Origin of the sequence: Paenibacillus gyeongsangnamensis (genome assembly GCF_027533625.1) — a bacterium.
GTDB classification, from domain to species: domain Bacteria; phylum Bacillota; class Bacilli; order Paenibacillales; family NBRC-103111; genus Paenibacillus_G; species Paenibacillus_G gyeongsangnamensis.
The window spans coordinates 32,188-53,833 of record NZ_JAQAGZ010000002.1 but is presented as its reverse complement, the minus strand read 5'-3'; the positions used below and the strand labels follow the sequence as shown (position 1 = coordinate 53,833).

The following is a 21,646-nucleotide window of genomic DNA, read 5'->3' as shown; positions in this document are numbered from 1 at the left end:
GTGCGATAAACAAAAGGAAGGTGTTCCTGGTGAAAATAGAAGGCACGTTTCTAGGACGCTTGTTTGATGAAATCCGTAAAGAGCCGTTTCGCCGCAAGATTGTGATCGCTCCTTCCTATATGGAAGGGCAGTCCTGGCTTATGCGAATATGCCGGGAATTAGGGCCCGTTATGAACGTCGAGGTCCATACGGTTCAGTCCTTTGTAAGAAGTCAAGTTGAGTTCTCGCTGTATAAACAAGGGCTGACGTTAATCGGGGAGCAGCGGTCTTTTTGGATCATCCATTATGTCATGGAACAAATGGCTTCTGAGCGGGATTCCTACATCTCCATGGATCAAGTTAAGCCCGGTATTGCTATGCATGTTCACAAAGCGATTATGGATCTGCGTCGTGCTGGAGTGAGAGCGGAGGAGCTTCGAGACAATCATTTTTTGAGTCAGCAAAAAGGCTGCTATGTGCGAAAGGTACTGTCAGCGTATGAGGGTTTCCTGAAACAGCGAAACTGGACCGATTTTCCTGGCCTTTTGCCGTATCTACCAGCCCAATTGCCGGATAACGTGGAGCTTATCCTCCCAGACCCTATGCCGCTTCCACTGGTTTCCGCCCGGATGCTGGAGCGGTTGTCCAATAGCCGGATGACGAGAATTAAAACGGATGCCTCCTTCACTGACGTCAACTCCGCATTGCCGTTCGGCGAGGTTCAGTTCTATCATGCGACAGGGAAGCTGGCTGAGGTTCGTGAAGCATTTAGACGAATCATTCAGGGTCGGATTCCATTGGATGAAGTAGAGATGATCGTCCCGGATGAAGAATATGCGGTGGCTATTTCAACCATGTGTGCTTCTCTTGATCTTTCCTGTTCCTTTGCAAATGGGCTGCCTGTGATCACATCCGGAATGGGAAGAGCCGCACATTTCCTGCTGAACTGGTTGGAGTCTGGTTACCAGGTGCGGCTGCTCGTATCGATGCTACAGCAGCAATTGATTACTTTGTCCGATCGTGATCAAGGGATTTCGAATGTAGATTGCATTCGAACCCTGGAGAAAAGTGGAATCGGCTGGGGGAAAGAACGGTATATCAAATTGCTGGGGGCAGAGTATGTTCGCTCCCAGGAGGATTCAGATGAAAGACCTGTAGAACAGGAGCGGACAGAACATCTACAGCGGGAAGAAGAGATAAAAGCGTATCTTGCTAACCTTTTAGGAGATTTGTTTCCAGACGAAGCGGCGCTCTGCTCTCCTGCAAGCATTTGGGGATGGCTCGTTAAAATCCTGGATCGATTCGGCGTGTGCAGAGTGGAAGAGGATGCGATCGTTCGGCAGGAGATGAAAGATATGGGCAAGGAGTTGCAGGAATGTCCCGTGCCGGACTCGATGCCAATACAACAAGGGTTCTTATATGTCAGGGAAATGCTGCAGGAGCTTCGAGTCGGGGTGCAACCGCTGCCCAAGCCCGGCTCCTTGTACGTATCGAGTTTGGTAAATGGGGGGATCAGCGGGAGAAAACACTCGTTTCTGCTCGGGATGGATGAACGTTTGTGGTCCGGGAATATCCGGCAAAATCCCATGCTGCTCGATGAGGAATGCAGACGGATCGGCCCTGAGCTGCAAACAGCGGTGCAGAGACAAAGGGAACGGCAGCGCCATCGCGATGGACGGCTTGGGATGATGAGCGGCGAGCTTACATTGAGCTTCTCGTCGTATGACCTGGCCGAAGGAACGACTATAAGTCCGGCTTTTCAGCTTCTACAGGTATTCCGAAAAGCAACGGGGGAGCCAAATGCGGACTATGAGACGCTGCACCATAGCTTAGGGGAACCGGTCGGATATTTGGATGTAGAAAAGTCTTCCTCTGCTGAACCAAATAAATTGCCATTGGACGGAGCCGTTTTTGGGCATATCCATTCGCATGCAAGCCTTCAGAGGGACCGGCAGGCCGTCATTGAATCGGTCTATCCTGTGCTCCATCGAGGCAGAACGGCCCTTGAAGCACGCGGTTGCACACAAGTGACGGAGCATGACGGATATATAGCGGGGGAAGAATGGACTGCTTATTGGAGAGGCCTGTCCGAACGGACGCTTAGTGCCAGTCAGTTGGAAAAGTATGCGGAATGTCCGATGCGTTATTTTTTCCAATATGTATTGGGGATTCGCGTGAAAGATCAGGTGACATTTGATCGTACCTCCTGGCTGAAGCCGAATGAAAGAGGCTCGCTGCTGCACGAGGTTTATCGGCGTTATATGACAGAAGTCTGTGCAAGTCATGTCATGCCGATTACGCACGATTATACCCTACTGCTTCGGATCGCGGAGGCAACCATTCATGCGTATGCTGAGCGGATTCCGGCACCGAGCCCTCATGTGTTTGAGAAGGAGCGGCAAGCGATGCTCCGGGATGTGGAAGTGTTCTTTCGAATGGAAGTGCAGGGTAAGACAACTCCGCGGTTTTTCGAACAAGAGCTCATCGTGGACGGACAGCCGCTGCGCCTTGAGCTTGAAGACGGCATGACCATTTCGCTGCGCGGCATCGTCGACCGAATCGATCAAGTCGCGCCGCATCAATATCGCATTATCGATTACAAGACCGGCAGCCCCCGCCCTTACAAGGAAAATGGTGTGTTCGTCGGCGGCACACAGCTTCAGCACGCGCTTTATGCTTGGGGTACAGAGCTTTGGATGCAGCAAACGGGTTTGGATTCTGATGCAAAAGTGATTGAAGCGGCTTATGTCTTTCCGAGCGAACGGGGACAAGGGCAAGTGATTGCACGGTCACAAAGTGAACGTCACCGGGTTACCGAGGTGATCCGGAGAATTCTTTCGTCGATGGAACAAGGAGTGTTTATTCCTGCATCGGGTACGGGGGCCTGTCGCTATTGCGACTATGCGGCTGTATGCGGGGATCACGCAGAGATGATGGTCCATAAACGAGAGGATGAAGTGAATACGGAGCTGCTGCTCACGCTGCTGGAGGTGGAGAACCTTGAATGAACCGTCCGATCAACACGCTAGAACGAGGATATTGGAAGAGCTTGATAGTACTTTTCTGGTAGAAGCTGGTGCAGGATCGGGCAAGACAACCAGCTTGGTAGGCCGATTGCTGGCGCTCATCGAGACCGGTACGGCTAAAATCGAGCAGATTGCGGCGATCACCTTTACGAATAAAGCGGCGGATGAGATGAAGGAGCGTTTCCGCATTGCTTTGGAACGGAAAGCGGCTGATGTTGAAGGCGAAACTAGAGATCGATTGGAAGAAGCTTTATCCAATTTAGACCAAATCTTCATCGGAACGATCCATGCGTTCTGCTCCTCCATGCTTCGCGGGCGTCCGATTGAGGCCGGATTGGACCCTACTTTTGAAGAAATGGACGAAGAGATGAATCGTGCGTTCCACGATCAATGCTGGGATGAATATCTGATTCGGTTACAGGAGGAAGATAGTGAGGCTCTTGCTTCCTTTGGCGAGGTGGACATCGATGTCAGCATTCTGAAAAATGTCTATGATCGGGTATCTCTTTTTACGGACCTCCAGATCCCTTGTGAACCGGTTCAACGTCCTGAGTTCAACCTGATCCGGCTCTCCCTGCTTCCCATGATTGAAGAAGCAAGCAGGTTTATGCCGACGGCTGAACCGGAGAAGGGTTGGGATAATCTTCAGGCTAAACTGCGTGCTGCGAATCGCATGCTGCGCTTGTCGAAGGATCAGGACGATAGGCTGATGCTTACGCTAGCGAAGATGTTTGACTTCAAACTAGATGTGAAGCAGTACAAGTGGACGGAGAAGAAGCAAGCCAAAGCCATCTCCGAACAATTTCACGATTGGCAGATCACGGTCCTCTACCCTTTTCTTCAATTGTGGCGGGAATACTTGTATCCGAAGGTCATTCAATTTGTCTTACCAGCGTTGGATTATTGCAGGAAACGGCGATTGCAGGCTGGAAAGCTGAACTTCCAGGATCTTTTGATGTATGCATGCTGTCTGCTGCGTGATTACCCGGAGGTTCGTACGTTTTTCGCCGGGCGTTACCAACGTCTCATGGTCGATGAGTTCCAGGACACCGACCCGGTCCAAGCGGAAATGATGTTTCTCTTAACGGGAGAGAGCGATGTCCCGAAAGAACGGAATTGGCGAAAGCTTACGCCCAAGCCAGGCTCCTTGTTCGTTGTGGGCGACCCGAAACAGTCCATCTATCGTTTCCGCCGCGCGGATATTTCCATCTATAACGAGGTAAAGTCACGGATTCAGGCATGTGGAGATGTGCTTCACTTGAACAGCAATTTCCGCTCCGTCGATGCGATCGGCGCTTTTGTGAACGGGCAATTTGTCGGCAAGCTTCCCGTTCGGGAAAGCGATGTTCAAGCGGCGTATGTCCAGATGGAAACGAATATACCCAATCCCCAAGCAAGCAAGAAAGCGAACCACGGGATCTATGCGCTTACGTATCCGAAAATTCCGGGAGGCAAGGATGCAGTAGCGGAAGTTGACGCAGAGCGTATTGCCGCAACCATCGCGTGGGCTTGCCGAGATGCTAATATGCACATTCAGGAACGGGATGGCGCAACTTGGGTGTATAGAGAGGCGCGGCCCAGTGATTTTCTGATATTGACAAGAACAAGGCATTATTTGCACCTATACGCGGAAGAGCTAGAGAAGAGGGGCGTAGCCGCGGAAACGATAGGAAGCTCTGCCTTATATCCCGAGCTTCATACGTTGGGACAATTGGCCCTTTATCTGGCCGATCCGTCCGACCAGGTGGCGATGCTGAGCGTCCTGCGCGGACCCCTATTCGGTATTAGCGACAAGGATCTGATGGTGTATCGCTCCCAAGGGAATTCGTGGTCGATCTATCGGCTGCCGGAGGAAGAAGCAGAACAAGGCAATCTAGTTGCCGCTGCATTTTGGAAAATGCGTGAATATGCCGACTGGGTCAAAGAATTGCCAGCATGGGCCGCTTTGCACCGCATCATCGAGGACACTGGTCTTCTACCTTATTCTACCGTGCAAGAAGCAGGTGCCAACCGGTCGGGAACATTGCTCAAGATGATGGAGCTCTTGCAGCGTGACGCCTTGCTTGCATCGGATTGGCATGAACTGACGCAGGCAATTTCGGCCATTCGGGAGAGCCAGGGTATAGAAACCGCCAGTCTCTACGCGGGCAAGGGTCAAGCGGTACGGATCATGAACGTGCATAAGGCAAAAGGACTGGAAGCGCCTGTCGTGTTTCTCGCTTGTCCTTGCGGAGACAAGGATCATGACGCTGATCAGTTCGTTGATCGTTCGGAGGCCACGGCTGCGGGCTATTTCCTGATGCAGCAAGCGAAAGGATTTCAGAAGGAAACGATTGCCCAGCCGGTTGGCTGGGACGCGATGAGTGTGCGAGAGCGAGCATTCATGCAGGCGGAGCGGGATCGGCTTCTCTATGTCGCGGCGACGCGGGCGAAACAAGTGCTAGTAGTCAGTCTCTACCCTGAGCAGCCAGCTAAGTGCCCTTGGAGTCCGCTCATGGATGGGATGGAGCTTATCCGGGAGTTGGATGTTCCGGAAACGGATGTCGGGACTCTCGAGTGTGATGGGGAAATGGAACGAGATGTCGCATCTGTTGATTTGGAGGCTTACTTGGCTCAGAGGGAGCAAGTGTTTCATCAGCTGCGCCATCCTACTTACACGGAAGCAACCGTAACCGGACTGACGAAGGGGATGGCCGACACGCCGGAATGGTCAGCCAATGGGCGAGGACAATCATTCGGCAGCGTAATACATAAGGGGCTTGAGGCGGTTGGAAAAGGCCTTCCGATGAGTGAATTGCCTGCGTACGTTCAATATCTCTGCCAGATCGAGGGGGTTGCAGAGAAGAATGCGGGAGATGCTCTGCCAATACTCCGAGAAGTTCTAGACAGTGAACTCTGGCAACGTAGTCAACGAGCTAAGCAGAGGTTGTTTGAGATCCCGATCATGATGCATCAGAGAAATGGGGAGGCAACGCCTTTTCCCGCAACCGAGCAGACGATGTCCGAAACAGCTGCCGCGGCATTAACGAAACAATCCAATAGCTACTTTTATCTCTTAGTGAAGGGTGTAATTGACTTCGCCTTTGAAGAAGAGGATGGCTGGGTGATTGTCGACTTCAAGACCGATCAGCTTGAGGGCAAATTGCAGCAGTTTGTCCGGTTCTATTCGCCACAGGTGCAGGCTTATGCTAAGGCCTGGTCTGAGACGTTCGGTTATCGGGTGAAGGAAGCTGGATTATATTTTGTTAGTCCGCAGAAATATGTCATATTAGGGCAGTCTGTTGTATAATTAGACAAGAATCTACATATAGAGGAGAACGTTATGATTACAGGTGAATTAAGGCAAAAAGTAGACCGGATTTGGGAGACTTTCTGGACCGGCGGCATTACCAATCCATTAAGCGTAATCGAACAGTTTACATATTTGTTGTTCATTAAAGGTCTTGATGAAGCGGAGACACGTAAGGAAAATGAGTCCATGCTGCTATCGGTACCGTTTACCGGACTATTTCCAAATGATAAGAAGTATTTGCGTTGGAATCACTTTAAGAATCTTGATCCGCAGCGTATGTATGATGTTGTTTCCAATGAAGTATTTCCGTTCATTAAGTCACTTCATGGAGACAAGGATTCAGCCTATGCCAAATATATGGGCGATGCCATCTTTATGATTCCGACTCCCAATATGCTTGTACGCATTGTCGAGGGCATTGAATCGATTGATATGAAGGATAGGGATACCAAAGGGGATTTATATGAGTATCTATTATCCAAGGTAGCTACAGCTGGAACGAACGGCCAATTCCGTACGCCAAGACACATTATCGATATGATGGTTGCTTTGATGAAGCCGACACCGGAAGATATCATTTGTGACCCGGCTGCAGGATCGGCGGGTTTTCTGGTTGCTGCAGGAGAATATTTGCGTGACCATCATGCCGATCTATTTCTGATTCAGGGCTTGAAGGAGCATTTCAACAATCATATGTTCTACGGTTTCGATATGGACCGTACGATGTTGCGCATCGGGGCTATGAATATGCTGCTTCATGGAGTGGATAACCCGAATATCGAATATCGCGATTCCCTGAATGAAAATAATACCGACAAAGACAAATATACACTAATCTTAGCCAATCCGCCGTTTAAAGGGTCGCTTGATACGGATGCGGTAGCAGCGGATCTACTGCGTGTGACCCGCACAAAAAAGACAGAGTTGCTGTTCCTTGCCCTCTTCCTTCGAATGCTCAAGGTCGGTGGTCGCTGCGCTTCCATTGTGCCCGATGGAGTTTTGTTCGGTAACAGTACAGCTCATAAAGATATTCGCAAGGAGATCGTCGAGAATCACAAGCTGGAAGCTATTATATCGATGCCAAGCGGTGTATTTAAGCCCTATGCCGGGGTGTCGACAGCCATTATGATCTTCACCAAGACAGGTGCTGGCGGGACGGATTACGTATGGTTCTATGATATGAAAGCGGACGGTTATTCGCTTGATGACAAGCGGAATCCGATTGAGGCGAATGATATCCCCGATATTGTGGGGCGTTTTGGTAATTGGGATGCAGAGAAAGAGCGTAAACGCACGGAGAAATCGTTCCTGGTTCCGGTCGATGAGATTCGCTCCAATGCCTATGATCTCAGTATAAATCGCTACAAGGCAACAGAGTATGAGGAAGTTCAGTACGAGGACCCGAAAGCTATTCTTGCTTCGATCAAGCAACTAGAGGAAGAAATTGTTGAAGGGCTCGAGGAACTGGAGGCGCTGTTAGGGTGAGAGTTAGAAGGATTGGAGATTTATTTACAATTGCTAAAGGAAAAAAATATGAAGAGACTCAAGCAAATGATGCGAACGAGATGGTTCGTTATATACAGATTGAAGACCTACGAAATGACAACAACATCAAAATGGTAAACAAAATTGATAATGGCGTATACGTAACAAGTAATGATGTATTAATTGCTTGGGACGGTGCCAATGCGGGAACGATTGGTTATAATCTTACAGGGATCATAGGCAGTACATTAGCCGTATTAAGACCACGGGATTCCAATAACTATATCCCTTATATAGCAAAGTTTCTTCGATCAAAGAGTTTATTTCTAAGAGAAAATTGTACTGGGGCGACAATTCCACATATTCAAAAAAAAGTTTTAGAAGATATTGAAGTTCCTCTACCTTCGTTTGAGCAACAAAAAGAAATTGCATATATTCTAGACAAAGCCCAAACTTTAATTGATAAGCGGCAAGACGCAATTTCCAAAATTGATGAATTAATTCTAGCTGTATTTTGGGATATGTTTGGAGACCCAATAAAAAATGATTATAGCTTTTGTAAGAAAAAGCTACCTGATTTTGTGTCAAAGGACAAGTATGCAATAAAGAGGGGGCCTTTTGGTGGTGCATTAAAAAAAGACATGTTTGTAAAAAATGGTTATCTGGTTTATGAACAATATCATGCTATAAATGATGAATTTACAATGGCCCGATATTTTATTGATGGTGATAAGTTTGAGGAATTAAAAGCATTTGAAGTTTTTCCGGGTGATTTAATTGTAAGTTGCTCGGGTGTAACACTTGGCAGAATAGCAGAAGTCCCACGTGATGCGAAGAAAGGTATAATAAATCAAGCCCTTTTGAAAATTACTTTGGATCAAAACATAATGAATAATACCTTCTTTAAGTATTTATTTAGACATGAAGGCATTCAAAACATTCTATTTGGTGTAAGTCGTGGTAGTGGCATTCCAAATTTTCCGCCGATGGAACAAGTGAAAGATATTGATTTTATTACTCCTCCTATTGAGTTACAAAGGAAATTTGCGATAATTGTCTCTAAAATTGAAGTACAGAAAAAAAGTTATTACCAATCACTCCAACACCTAGAATCCAACTTCCAGGCACTTCTTCAAAAAGCCTTCAAGGGCGAGCTGAAAGTCAAGGACGGTGTAGTGACAGATGAGCGATTTGCAGTTATCTAATTTTGGATTTCTCAGTGCAAATAAAACATACTCCAGCTTTGCCGGCGCATGTATTGAAGCGGAGAAAGCACTGGTTGTCAGCCCAGCGACCAGTGCAATCCTGTGCCGGCGGGCTTTGGAGCTTGCTGTAAAATGGCTGTTTACCTATGATAGTGACTTGAAGGTTCCCTATCAAGACAACCTGTCAAGCTTGATTCACGATGTAACTTTTCTCCGCGTAATCGATCAATCCATGTTACCCCAGCTGAAATATATCACGAAGCTAGGCAATGCCGCTGTACATTCGAATGCGACGATCAGCCGCGGCGAAGCAATTCTTTCACTTCGTAACCTGCATAACTTCATCTGCTGGATTGATTATTGCTATTCGGTCGAGTATACCGCGAGAAGTTTTGATGAGCAACTCCTATTGGAAGAGAATAAGCACCAAGAGAAAGTAAGACCTCAGGAGCTGCAGGATTTATACGACCGTTTAGGTTCAAAGGACCGTAAGCTGGAAGATCTTATTAGAGAAAACGAAGAACTTCGGAAGCTGCTGACAGAACGCAAAGCACAGAATACCCAGGAGTATGACTTTGCGCCGGATCAAATCAGTGAATATGAGACCCGCAAACGTTATATTGATCTCGAGCTAAAGCTTGCCGGATGGACATTCCGTCAAAATGTATTGGAAGAGTTTGAAGTCCAAGGTATGCCAAACGGCCAGGGGATCGGTTATGCCGACTATGTGTTATTCGGCGAGAACGGGAAGCCGCTTGCCGTTGTGGAAGCTAAACGGACAAGTTCTGATCCCAATATAGGCAAGCAGCAAGCGAAGCTTTATGCGGATTGTTTGGAGCAACGGTACGGACAGCGTCCGGTCATTTATTATACGAACGGTTTTATAACGAACTTCTGGGATGATCTTCACTATGCCAGTCGGCAAGTATCCGGGTTCGCCAGTCAGGATGAGCTGCAGCTGCTCGTGAACCGGCGCTCGATCCGTAGGCAGCTGCAGGATGTACAAATCAACAACTCCATTGTAAATCGTCCTTATCAGCATGAAGCAGTCCTCGCGGTTTGTGATGCATTAAACAAAGGACAGAGGACCGCTTTACTTGTCATGGCGACAGGCAGCGGTAAAACACGTACCGCGAGTGCCATTGTTGATGTGCTTAGTCGATATAACTGGGTGAAGAATGTGTTGTTTCTTGCTGATCGTACAACGCTTGTTCGTCAAGCCAAAAACAGCTTCAGCCAGTATTTGCCCGATATGACACTGTGCAACCTGCTGGACAGCAAGGACAATCCGGAAACGGCGAGAATTGTTTTCTCTACTTATCCGACGATGATGAACGCAATCGATGAGGCCAAGCGAAAGGACGGCAAAAAGCTGTTTACGGTTGGTCATTTTGACTTGATTATCATCGATGAATCGCATCGAAGCGTCTATAAGAAATTTAAGGCCATATTCGATTACTTTGATGCCATCCTCTTAGGTTTAACAGCAACTCCTAAAGATGAAGTTGACAAAAACACATACGACGTGTTCCGTCTGGAAAATGGTGTTCCGACTTTTGCATACGAACTAGAGCAAGCAGTTAAGGAAGGACATTTGGTGGATTACCGTACCGTGGAAACAACGACCAAGATTATGGACGATGGCATCCGCTACGATGATCTTCCCGATGAGGAAAAAGAGCAATACGAAGAAGTGCTTCTGGAGGATGAAGAAGAAGAACCGCGGGATATTGACAGTGCAGCGATCAATGAGTGGTTGTTCAACCAGGATACGATAGACCGGGTGTTGCAGTTAGTTATGGAGCGGGGGCTGAAGGTTGAAGGCGGAGACAAACTGGGCAAGACCATCATTTTTGCCAAAAACCATCGGCACGCGGTTGCGATCGTGGAGCGATTCGATAGCCTGTATCCGACATTGAAGGGGCATTTTGCACGGGTAATTGATATCAAAACGAATTATTATCAATCTTTGATTGATGACTTTTCCATATGGAGCAAGCTTCCTCAAATTGCTGTTTCTGTAGATATGCTGGATACGGGCGTAGACATCCCTGAGGTTGTCAATTTAGTATTTTTCAAGAAAGTACGCTCGAAGTCAAAGTTTTGGCAGATGGTTGGTCGTGGGACACGGTTATGTAAAGATCTTCATGGTATTGGTGAGGACAAAAAGGAATTCTTGATCTTTGATTTTTGTCGCAACTTTGAGTTTTTTCGGGCAAATCCAAAAGGGAAGGATACCAATATTGCCGAGACTTTATCGGAGAAATTATTCAATGTTCGTACCCAGATTGTACGTGAACTTCAGCAACTGCGTTATCAAGAACCAGAGTATATCGCCCATCGCACGGAATTGGTGAATCGGTTGAAGGATAGCGTGAGTGCATTAAATGAGGAGCATTTTCGCATCAGGCAGCATATCCAATATGTCCATAAGTATAAAAATGACGCTGCATGGCGTTCCCTAACCGATACCGATATGGGAGATTTGAAAGAGTATATAGCTCCTCTTGTTGTTTCTTTAGACAATGACGAATTAGCAAAACGTTTTGACTATATGATGCTGATCATCGAATTGGCTAAGCTTCAGGGAACACAATCGGTGAAACCAATTCGCAAAGTCATGGAGACGGCAGAAAAACTCTCCAAGTTGGGTACGATTCCTCAAATCGTCGCTCAGCGAGATGTAATAGAGAAAATCCTAACGGCAGAGTTCTGGGAAGAAGCGGACATCTTCGAAATGGAGAAAGTACGTGAAGCTTTACGAGATCTTATTAAGTTCCTGGAACGGGAAACGCAGCAAATTTACTATACGAATTTCAAAGATGAATGGCTTGCTGTAGAGGAGAGCCGCGGCTTTTATAACACCAATGACCTGCAAAATTATAGCAAGAAGGTTAGCCAATATTTTCAAACCAATAAGGATCAACTAGCAATCTATAAACTGCGCAACAACAAGCCGATCACAAAACAGGATTTGGAGACACTCGAACATATACTGTGGGGAGAACTCGGAACCAAAGAGGATTATGAACGGGAATATAAAGATTTACCGGTAACTAAGCTTGTGCGAACGGTCGTGGGGCTTGATCAGGAAGCTGCGAATGAAGCATTTGTGGTATTCTTGCAAGAAAACCGATTGAATGTCAATCAACTTCGGTTTGTAAAGCTGATTATCGATTATGTAGTTAAAAATGGAATTATAGAAAAGTCGGTTCTTCAAGAGGAGCCGTTTCGTACGGTTGGTAGCATCACGGAACTGTTCAGTAGTAATCTCGACGATGCACGAGCGATTATTGGAATTATTGATACCATTAACAAGAATGCAGAGTTTGTTGGGGCTTAGTTTTTATGGACTATAGACACTACTAATTTAATTACTTGCATCTGGGCGTAACTAAAATGGACATCTATTTTAGTTACGCCTTTTTTAATTAACTGCTACGGGGTGAAAAAGTGATGATTAAAGAGATTTCCATTAAGAAGATTGCGACTTATAATAATACAGGTGTTGTCTTTAGTGGATTAAAGAAAATTAATTTTTTTTACGGTTCTAATGGAAGTGGGAAAACATCATTATCAAATGCTATGAAAAATATTGAGAACTTCCCGGATTGTAATATTGATTGGGCATCACAGCCATTAAAAACATTGGTATATAACCAGAAATTTGTTGAGGAAAATTTCCATCAGGATTCGAACATCAAGGGTATATTCACATTAGGTAAGGAGTCAACTGAAATAAAAAATGAAATTACTGAAAAGAAGAGGCTTGTTGATAAATTTGACGAAGAGATTCGTAGATTGCGCACTAACTTGTCCAATAAAGAAGAGGAATATAACGCGAATGAAAATGAATTTATAGATGATTGCTGGGAATTAAAAAGAAAATATGATAACGAGTTTTTGCAAGCTTTTTCAGGTGTCAGAAATAATAAAATAAACTTTATCACTAGCGTTGCATTAAAATCGTTTGGATAAGTTGTCGAATTATTCTGAACAATGATTCAAGCCGCATCGCCAAAAGGTCGATCACCCCTGAAAGGTAGCTCTGTCCATTTGGTAATTATATGGTAATTTATCCATCCAACAACGGTACTTATTGCTTTTTTCGTCTACCCTCGGATATCCTTTGAGGCAAGCGATGTATTCGTTCCATCCAGTCTTGAACGGAATCCCATAACAAGATTTTCAACCATCGGTAGAGCTGAAGCAGGCTGTGACGAGTTCCTGTTTCCAGTTTCACCAATACCAGTAAGCAAAAAGCAATCAGTGCTGTCCATACTTGGTTCATCACGGCTTGTTCGCTTGTTCCGTAAAACGACTTAATCCGGATGTGCTGCTTCATCCATTTGAAAAAGGTTTCAATCACCCACCGTTCCCGGTAGATCTGTCCAATTTCATCGGCATTCAGATCAAATCGATTGGTTAAAATGGCGACAGGGTTGCCCTCGGAATCTACCGTGTGAATCAGACGCAGCACGTTTTCCATTCTCTTTTGCGGGGTACCGACATAGACCATTTCATCGGTAAGAACGGCACTCTCTGGCGGCAAGCTAAAGGATTCTATCGGACGAATCATCGTATTCTTCTTCGTTCGGGTCACGAAGAAAATGCCGCGATCACAGTAATCATCGAACTTCCCGTAGTCGATGTAGCCGCGATCATACACATAGGTGACTCCGAGTTCGTTGACTAAAGCATCCATCTGAGTTCGATCATTCTTTTTTGCCGAGGTGATCGTCACTTTCTCGGGATACGTAAAACCAACTGCATAAAAACATGCTCCAGCAAAGCGGGATCGACTTGGTTATGTTTCCGACTCAATTGAGCAGCAGAGATCGATTTCAACCCAAGTTCTTTCTGGAAGTCTTTCGAAAGCACATCATCGGCGATTTCACGCAGTCCGTCCCGCTGCTGAATCTGAGCATGAAGGAATAGCTTCAGATAGGACAGCGTAGTGAATTTCTTGACGTACTTATCTTGGTTCGTTTCCTTCACTTTTTCCGTGAACGATTTCGTACAAATGGGCGCTAACCATTTACCAAATGAAGAAAATAGGGTATCCTTGTCCATGGGCTTAATCCTTTTCAGTGGATTATGGACAGGAACTACCTGCCATTTCATTGTAAAGGATTTTTTTATGCCCTGATGATAAAAAGGCAGAAGATTATGAACATTCAGAGAAAATTAATGCAACGCTAGTGAAACTTTATGAATAAATGCAAACAGTCGCATTCACTTGAAAATAAGTTATGTGATTTAGAGGATTTACGTGCTCGTTCAAATAAATTATTCAATGGAAGTTTAGTGAAAATCCAAACGTTTCAATCAATAAAAAACGATGAACTGAATACTGCTTGTTCAAGTGAGATATTCCAAAAACAAATTGTTGGCAAGCAGGAGGTTGATATTGCCGCACTCATCTCTAAATTGGCGATAAGCGATTGGGTAAAAAGAGGATATGATCATATACATAATTCAGAAGGTAAGTGCCCATTTTGTCAACAGTCATTGCCGGATGGTTTTATACATCAATTAGAAGAGTATTTTAATGAAACTTATGAGAATGAAATGAAGGAACTAGCAAATTGTGTTTATCAATACATGGAATCTTATAGCAATCTCGAAACTTCAATCCAGGACTTATTGTTAAAAGAATTATCGTATATCGATAAGGAGAAAATTAGTCAACAATTTGAACTAATAAGATCGAAAAATGAAATCAATCTCGAATTAATTGAACAAAAACAAAAAGAGCCAAGTAAGGGAATTGTATTAGTTCCTGTTCATGAGTTTATAAAAAATATAAATTTGGAAATTGAGAGAGTAAATCAGGAGATCCAAGCACATAACAGGTTGGTTGATAACCGAGCTCAGGAAGAACAACTACTAAAGGATCAGATATGGAGATTCATAGCAAATGAAAATCTGCATAATCACGAAAAATATGTACGAAAAGAATTTAGTATTAAGAATGCAATAACCGGGATAAAGGATGGTATCACGTCAAAAACATCTGAGAAAAATAGATTAATTTCCGAAATTGAAGGTTTAGAAGCACAAATCACAAGTGTAATTCCATCCGTAAATGAAATGAATCGTCTGTTAAAGGCGTATAATTTTACAAATTTTAAATTTGCGCATACACAAAACCAGGGTAATTATCGCTTAATACGATCCACTGGAGAAGATGTAAATCAGACTTTAAGTGAAGGAGAAAAGACATTCGTAACATTCCTATATTTTATGCATCTGTTGAATGGAAGCAATAACAGAGATCTTATTACAGAGAATAAAGTAGTTGTGATTGATGATCCAATTTCTAGCTTAGATAGCAATGTACTATTTATCGTTAGCAATCTCATTTTGAAACTTATTGATGATATCAGGAACAATCGAAACAATGTCGTTCAATTATTTGTTTTAACCCATAATGTTTACTTTCATAAGGAAGTAACTTTTCATAAAAAGCGCTCAAAAGGCGGAAAATTACACGATGAAACCTTCTGAATTATAAGAAAAGTTAATAATGTTACAGATGCTCAGTCCTATGATACAAATCCAATAAAAACATCATATGAGTTAATGTGGCAAGAACTTAGATCTGCAACACAGAGCAGTTCTTCAACAACGGTTCAAAACTTGATTCGTAGAATTATAGAAAACTATTTTAAAGTATTTGGAAATATTAGTGAAGATGATATTCTGAATAAATTCGAAGAAGAAGAAAAGGTATTATGTAAATCGCTTTTATCCTGGGCAAATGATGGGTCCCATTTTGCAAGTGATGATATATATATTGAACATCCACTAGATACAAATGCAAGGTACCTTAATATATTCGAGAAAATTTTTAAGGTTACAAACCATCATGCACATTACAAAATGATGATGGGCATTGAGGAAGCGAATGAGATTCCTCAAGCGCAGGTATCATGATCAATTCAGTCTTTCTCATAAAAAATATTCAATGAAACTTACCCAAACAAGGTTGTTATTTATTTCTTTGTTTGGGTTTTTTCGTATTTTCACAGGACTTACTGCCTATATTGTCGAATTATCAGTAAAGGGATTTTATTCCATAGGAACATATATTCGATGACAACCTATTGTCTATTCATTATGTTTAAATATGGTCAACAGACATTAGCGATGGAGGGATTAGGTATGGCATTTCTGAAATGCTCGGAATGCACCAATATGCTAAAGGCAATTCAAATTTCCAATAAAATCAGTCAAGTTGGGGAGCAACGATTACTTGAATATTCGCCAACTGGAATGAAATGCTCAGACTGGGCTCCCATAATTGAAAACCTCCGAGGGTTCATAGAAGGAATTTACTGTCCGTCTTGTTTTGCTATCGTTCCTCTAGAGAAAGAAGAATTTATACTATGTGAGGATAATCGAATTCCAGGCGTAGTGAGTAATGAATTTTCCTCAGAAGATGTACTGGATAAGCTAAAGAAGTTGGCCGAGGAAGAAGCCGCCGAGATTTATGTACATACGCTTCCTGCGAAGGAAGCAACTTTTGCGGATATTCCTGAATCTACACCAGAATCCATTAAGGATGCCTTACATCGAATGGGGATTGAGAGGTTATATTCTCACCAAGCAGAAACGGCCGATGCAATCCATTCTGGGTCGAATGTTGTCTTGGTTACTTCAACGTCATCCGGAAAGACGTTGTCCTATAACATGCCAATTCTTAGTCGTTTATATAATCATCCCGAAGAACGTGCATTATACATATTTCCAACAAAAGCGTTAGCAAATGACCAGTTGGATCAAATTAGGCGTTTTGACTTGCAACAAACGGAGAATCATTCTTCCCTGGATGATTGGTTTGAAACTCGGTTGCACTTAGGGGATCGTTTGATTCATATTGGTCGGCTGGATGGGGATACCGAGAATGGGCCGCGGCAGCGAATCATGGAAAAAGCACAGGTATGGATGACGAATCCGGATATGATTCATTACTCCTTTCTCGGGCAAGTTCAGAAGGTGAAGTACGCAACCGCATACCACATTCGGAATTATCTGCGGAACCTCAAATTTATCGTGCTTGATGAGATGCATATGTACCGCGGCACATTCGGTAGTCATGTCGCATTAGTACTCAGACGTCTGCTTAAGGTTTGCCGAGAACTTGGTAATGCACACAATATCCAGATTATCACGAGCTCAGCAACGATTGAAAATCCTACTAGATTAGCAGAGGATCTTACGGGTCTTAGCGGATTTACCCTCATCAATACAGATGGTTCCGCTCATCAGAAGAAGGGGATCGTCCTCTGGAATCCTGGCATGTCAGCCGACGAACAAGTCCGCCGCGCGCCTTCTACTGATGCCATTACGATGGCGAAACAAATTATGACTGTGGATCAAAAGGTGATAAAGAGCATCATTTTTCAGCCTTCTCGCAGCCAGACGATGGTCTTTACCCGCTATATCAAAGACGTATTGCGCCAGCCTCTCCGGTTACCTAAAGAGAAAGTGGATGGAGAAAAACTCGCGGCTTTTTATACTGGAATCCTACCGAATGATACCCGGAAAAGGATTATTGAGCGGCTCAAGTCTCACGATATTCATGTCATTATTACGACCAATGCCCTTGAAGTCGGGATTGATATCGGTGATTTAAGTCTTGCCGTTCTTGTTGGTTATCCCGGATCGAAAGCGGCATTCTCCCAACAGATTGGGCGCGTAGGCCGCAAAGGCGAGGGAGTCGCCGTATTGATCTTGCAAGACGAACCGCTTCAGCAGTATTACATGCGAAACCCACTTGAATTTATTCATAAGGCTCCCGAAGTAGTTAGGATTAATCCAACAAATTACAAGTTGTTGGCTTTGCATATTCCTCTACTGAGAGAAGAGCTCGGGAGAGAAGTTACGAAGGAAGACTTGCAGAACATGTTCCCCGGGTTAGTTGAAGACTATATCGAGACTGTTCTCCAAGTTGCCGCATCAGCGAATCAGGAGGAAGTCGTTGATAAAAAGTTTAGTCTTCGATCCATCTCCGGGCAAAACTACAGCGTCACTATTCGTGGACAGGATCAAACGATAGTTGACGGTCTGGATGAATGGAGTGCTCTTCGTGACTTTCATGAAGGCGCGATCTATTGGACTCCTGGAGAAAAAGGCTATCGGGTAGACTCTATCAATCGCAGAAAAGGCGAAATCATTCTATTGCCCATTCAAGAACTGACCTATTACACCCAATCTACTTATCGTGATGTGATCGATATTATGCAGACGTATCAGAAGCAAAATATCGAAGGAATCGATATGGCTTATGGTGAACTGGAGATCAAGCGGAGCGTCTTCGGTTATAAAAAAGTTTACTTCGGACAAAAGCATGAATCGGAGCAGGTTCAATTGGATCATCCGTCCGTCACCCGGTTTACTCCGGAAGGAATGTGGGTTACTCTAACGGATTCCCAATGGGGCTACTTGAAGAATAGCATTCAGGAGATGGTAGATGAAGGCAGAATTCTTGACCTGTTGGCCGAAGCCTCTCTTCACGCAGTAGGCCACGCTATGACTTCAGTTATTCCTGACCTCATTATTTGTGACGCTAATGACTTTACAGGTTTTTCGGCGAGTGCGATGACGGCTTTTGCTAATAGGCCTGTTATCGGCTTCTATGGTGAGAACGGGTCCGGTCTCGGAACCATCGAGGCGATTTACGAGAAACTTCCTCATGTACTTCGAAAAGCTCTTGAGCTTATTGAGAGCTGCCCTTGTTCCGAAGGATGTCCTAGTTGCGTCCAGCTCCCAGGTAAAGGGAATATTGAATTGTTCAAACCTGGAGCCAAAATGTTGCTGAAGATTTTGATTGAAGGGACCGATTAAGAATGCCAGTAATCTGCTCTTCCTGTGGAGGACAACGGCCATATGGGGACTTTGTACAAATCGGTTATAAAGCAGATCCGAAAGGTTATTACCGTCAGATCCATCAACGGGCAAACGGTATTCGAATTTCGGAGTGGCGCTCCCTTGAACCTGATATGGAGTCCTATATAAACAAACAAGCTGGTTTTTACTGTTCTAATGATGGAAGTTCAATCTTTGACGACATATTGACACCTGAAGAAAAGGAATTGCTCACAGACCGAAGACTTCCATTGCAACAAGCATTCGATAGTGATAAGCTCGTCCAGAATTTGCTTGAAGTCGGAACTCGTATCCGAAGCGAAGTGCATGTGCATCAAATTGACGCCAGCCAAGGCGCTTATGCTGACCAAATCCTTATGCCCAGTTGGCTGGAACGGAAGCTGCAATCTCTGGGAATAGAAAAGCTATATGAGCATCAAGGAGAAGCTATACAGAACATCCGTGAAGGACGCAATGTCGTTCTCTGTACGAAAACCGCGTCGGGAAAATCATTGGCTTATAATGTTCCCATTATGGAAAAATTGGTTGCTGATCCAAATGCATGTGCGCTTTATTTAGCTCCGTTCAAAGCTTTGGTCGAGGACCAGTACGCCCATTTGAAAAAATGGGCTGATGACACAGAGGAACAAGCACATTATTTCTCATTAAATGGATTTTCAAGATTCTCTGTTAATGGACAACAGCTATCTGTTGGGGTACTACATGGACAACGTAACGTTCCAGAGCATATGAGAAAAGATCAGGCATCAAGCTTCGTGTTCTCTGAGGGACGTTATTGGCTGACCAACGTTCACTACCTGCACTTAATTCTTCAAGGAGCAGGCTCACCTACGGGAAAGGGTCCCCAGCTATTGCGCTTTTTGCAAAATTTACGATTTGTCGTTATTGATGAGCTTCATCAGTACTCAGGATTGTTAGGTTCAAAAGTATCGCTAGTCATTCGTAGGCTTAGAATGCTTTGTGATCGCCTTGGAAACAAAGATGTCCAATTTATTGCCTGTTCCGCTACGATAGCTAATCCTAAGTACTTGGTTGAGGAATTAACGGGGAAACGGGGAATGAAAGGATTTCGCGAGATATCCGGTGCACAAGCTCCTGTAAAGAAGAAAGCTATATTGATGTGGAATTCGGGCTTGTCAGATGACGAGCAAAAGAAAAGAGCTGTTGTTTCTGATCTCTACGAGATTCTGCGTACGATCTACAAGGATGGAAGATGGCCCAGAAGTATAATCTTCTCAAACAATCGACAGCAAGCCCAGCTATTGAGTCGTGAGCTAAATATCATTATGCGAAGCCACCTTCAAGATTATGGCGGGCTTTCCTCAGAAGAATCATATGAACTTTTCTTACCGTATCATGCTTATCTGACACAAGAAGTTAAGGAGCAAACCATACAGAAGCTCGAGCAAGGTGAGATCCTTGGAGTGGTCACAACCAGCGCTCTAGAGGTTGGAATTGATGTGAAGTGTCTGGATGTATGCATTTTGCTTGGATATCCAGGTTCTCAGGCATCTTTCTGGCAGCAGGCTGGCCGTGTGGGGCGCAGTAGAGACGGTGTGGTAATTATGATGGTTCAGGAAGAGCCATTGCAGCAATACTTCGCCCGCAACCCTGAAGAATTCTTTAAGCTCCCGCCCGAATCAGCAGCGATTAATACCACGAATCCAAAGCTGTTGAAGGAGCATCTCGCATATGCAGCTCATGAGCAGGGTGGAACGGTCATTAATGCAATGAACTATGTCCGCTCATCTGCAATTCGCAAAGTAGTCGCTGAAACAAGCGACCAGTGGCAGCAGATTGAAGGGAAACTACACTATCAAGGTGAAACACCCCGGTATCAAACTTTGTTCACTATGGGCGATACCTATACGGTTGTAACCAAGAACGGATGGAATGAGGACATCTTATTTCAAAGTGTGGACGGACGTTCCTTGATTCGAGATTATCACGTAGACGCCGTATTTCTGGGACCTGACAATCGTACCTTCTATAAGGTCAAGTGGGTCAATGGTAAGCAACGCAAAGTGGTTGTGGAGCCGGTAAGAACGGATTATCATACTCGCGGAATTGTTCGCGATAGCATTGAAATTCATGACATAACCAGTCCATTGAGAAGTGACGCGGCGATCAAATCCAATCTTGGAAACATCATCGTAAAACGAAGCACATTTGGCTACAAAAAAATCTACAATCACGGCGCAACGCCTCCCGAAACTATACAATTAACAAACACATATCCTGTCAGTTTCCAAACCGAGGCGTTTTGGCTGATGTGGGATCACCAAGGAAGGGATGAACTTAGAGGTCTGCTCAAGGATGTGCAGAATCGCGAATCCATTGACTTGGAGACTTTGGTTGAGGGAAGCCTTCATGCAGTTGAACATGCCATAGCTTCGGCGATACCGGCCGTTGTAAGGTGTAGTATGGCTGATTTCCAGCACACCTCTTTTTATTCTGGCTCAGCCTTGTTTGGAATGCCCGGAATGTTCTTTTACGACAGCCAAGCGGGAGGCGGTTCGGGTATAGTCGAGGTAGTTGCCGAAAAATTCGGGGTTCTCTTGGAGAAAGCCCAACAGATCATTAGCAGCTGTGGTTGTTCAGACGGTTGCCCATCGTGCATTCAGCTGTTTCATTGTGAGAAGCAGAATGAGCCGTTACATAAGGCAGGGGCTTTACTGGTAATCAACCATTTACGAAAATCTTTCGGATAAAGGGAGCTTAAAGTCATTTTATGTTGCGGCACATTAACCCCTTGGTATGGAGGA

At 44.7% G+C, this 21,646-nt stretch carries 10 protein-coding genes and 1 pseudogene; 9 read left to right on the top strand and 2 right to left on the bottom strand.

Annotation, left to right across the window (positions count from 1 at the left end; all coding sequences use genetic code 11):
* Positions 1–29 precede the first annotated feature (29 nt).
* The 6 genes from O9H85_RS03280 (at position 30) to O9H85_RS03255 (ending at position 12,965) form a co-directional block, all read left to right on the top strand.
* A complete protein-coding gene (locus O9H85_RS03280; protein ID WP_269879868.1) occupies positions 30–2,987 on the top strand; it encodes a PD-(D/E)XK nuclease family protein in 2,958 nt (985 codons plus the stop codon).
* Positions 2,980–6,294 (top strand): UvrD-helicase domain-containing protein, encoded by a 3,315-nt coding sequence (locus tag O9H85_RS03275; RefSeq protein WP_269879867.1) that lies wholly within the window; start codon positions 2,980–2,982, stop codon positions 6,292–6,294. Before O9H85_RS03280 ends, O9H85_RS03275 begins: the two co-directional genes overlap by 8 nt.
* A gap of 33 nt (positions 6,295–6,327) precedes the next feature.
* Positions 6,328–7,782 carry a type I restriction-modification system subunit M gene (locus tag O9H85_RS03270; protein WP_269879866.1) on the top strand — a complete coding sequence of 485 codons (1,455 nt, stop codon included), beginning with the start codon at positions 6,328–6,330 and terminating at the stop codon, positions 7,780–7,782.
* On the top strand, positions 7,779–8,987 hold the full coding sequence (locus O9H85_RS03265; protein WP_269879865.1) for a restriction endonuclease subunit S: 1,209 nt from the start codon (positions 7,779–7,781) through the stop codon (positions 8,985–8,987). The genes O9H85_RS03270 and O9H85_RS03265 overlap by 4 nt, the downstream gene beginning before the upstream one ends.
* Positions 8,965–12,330: a DEAD/DEAH box helicase family protein gene (locus tag O9H85_RS03260; protein ID WP_269879864.1), complete on the top strand. Its 3,366-nt coding sequence runs from the start codon at positions 8,965–8,967 to the stop codon at positions 12,328–12,330. Before O9H85_RS03265 ends, O9H85_RS03260 begins: the two co-directional genes overlap by 23 nt.
* Before the next feature lie 113 nt (positions 12,331–12,443).
* The gene (locus O9H85_RS03255; RefSeq protein ID WP_269879863.1) at positions 12,444–12,965 is read left to right on the top strand and encodes an AAA family ATPase; all 522 of its coding nucleotides are present in this window, start codon (positions 12,444–12,446) and stop codon (positions 12,963–12,965) included.
* A 118-nt stretch (positions 12,966–13,083) separates the two neighbouring features.
* Here the strand turns inward: O9H85_RS03255 and O9H85_RS03250 are convergent, their stop codons facing one another.
* Positions 13,084–13,731 (bottom strand): IS4 family transposase, encoded by a 648-nt coding sequence (locus tag O9H85_RS03250; protein WP_269879862.1) that lies wholly within the window; start codon positions 13,729–13,731, stop codon positions 13,084–13,086.
* Positions 13,728–14,060 carry a DUF4372 domain-containing protein gene (locus O9H85_RS03245; protein ID WP_269879861.1) on the bottom strand — a complete coding sequence of 111 codons (333 nt, stop codon included), beginning with the start codon at positions 14,058–14,060 and terminating at the stop codon, positions 13,728–13,730. Before O9H85_RS03245 ends, O9H85_RS03250 begins: the two co-directional genes overlap by 4 nt.
* A gap of 138 nt (positions 14,061–14,198) precedes the next feature.
* On the opposite strand from O9H85_RS03245, the pseudogene O9H85_RS03240 reads away from it, so the two are divergent.
* From O9H85_RS03240 to O9H85_RS03230, 3 genes and pseudogenes are all read left to right on the top strand, one after another.
* Positions 14,199–15,926: pseudogene (locus O9H85_RS03240) on the top strand (AAA family ATPase).
* A 228-nt stretch (positions 15,927–16,154) separates the two neighbouring features.
* Entirely contained in the window at positions 16,155–18,839 is a 2,685-nt protein-coding gene (locus O9H85_RS03235; RefSeq protein ID WP_269879860.1) for a DEAD/DEAH box helicase, read from the top strand.
* Between the two features lie 2 nt (positions 18,840–18,841).
* A complete protein-coding gene (locus tag O9H85_RS03230; protein ID WP_269879859.1) occupies positions 18,842–21,592 on the top strand; it encodes a DEAD/DEAH box helicase in 2,751 nt (916 codons plus the stop codon).
* Positions 21,593–21,646: the final 54 nt, after the last annotated feature.

Coding starts and splice junctions, on each gene's coding strand:
- O9H85_RS03270 (WP_269879866.1), top strand. CDS start 6,328: ATGATTACAGGTGAATTAAGGCAAAAAGTAGACCGGATTTGGGAGACT.
- O9H85_RS03260 (WP_269879864.1), top strand. CDS start 8,965: ATGAGCGATTTGCAGTTATCTAATTTTGGATTTCTCAGTGCAAATAAA.
- O9H85_RS03255 (WP_269879863.1), top strand. CDS start 12,444: ATGATTAAAGAGATTTCCATTAAGAAGATTGCGACTTATAATAATACA.
- O9H85_RS03245 (WP_269879861.1), bottom strand. CDS start 14,060: ATGGACAAGGATACCCTATTTTCTTCATTTGGTAAATGGTTAGCGCCC.
- O9H85_RS03235 (WP_269879860.1), top strand. CDS start 16,155: ATGGCATTTCTGAAATGCTCGGAATGCACCAATATGCTAAAGGCAATT.
- O9H85_RS03230 (WP_269879859.1), top strand. CDS start 18,842: ATGCCAGTAATCTGCTCTTCCTGTGGAGGACAACGGCCATATGGGGAC.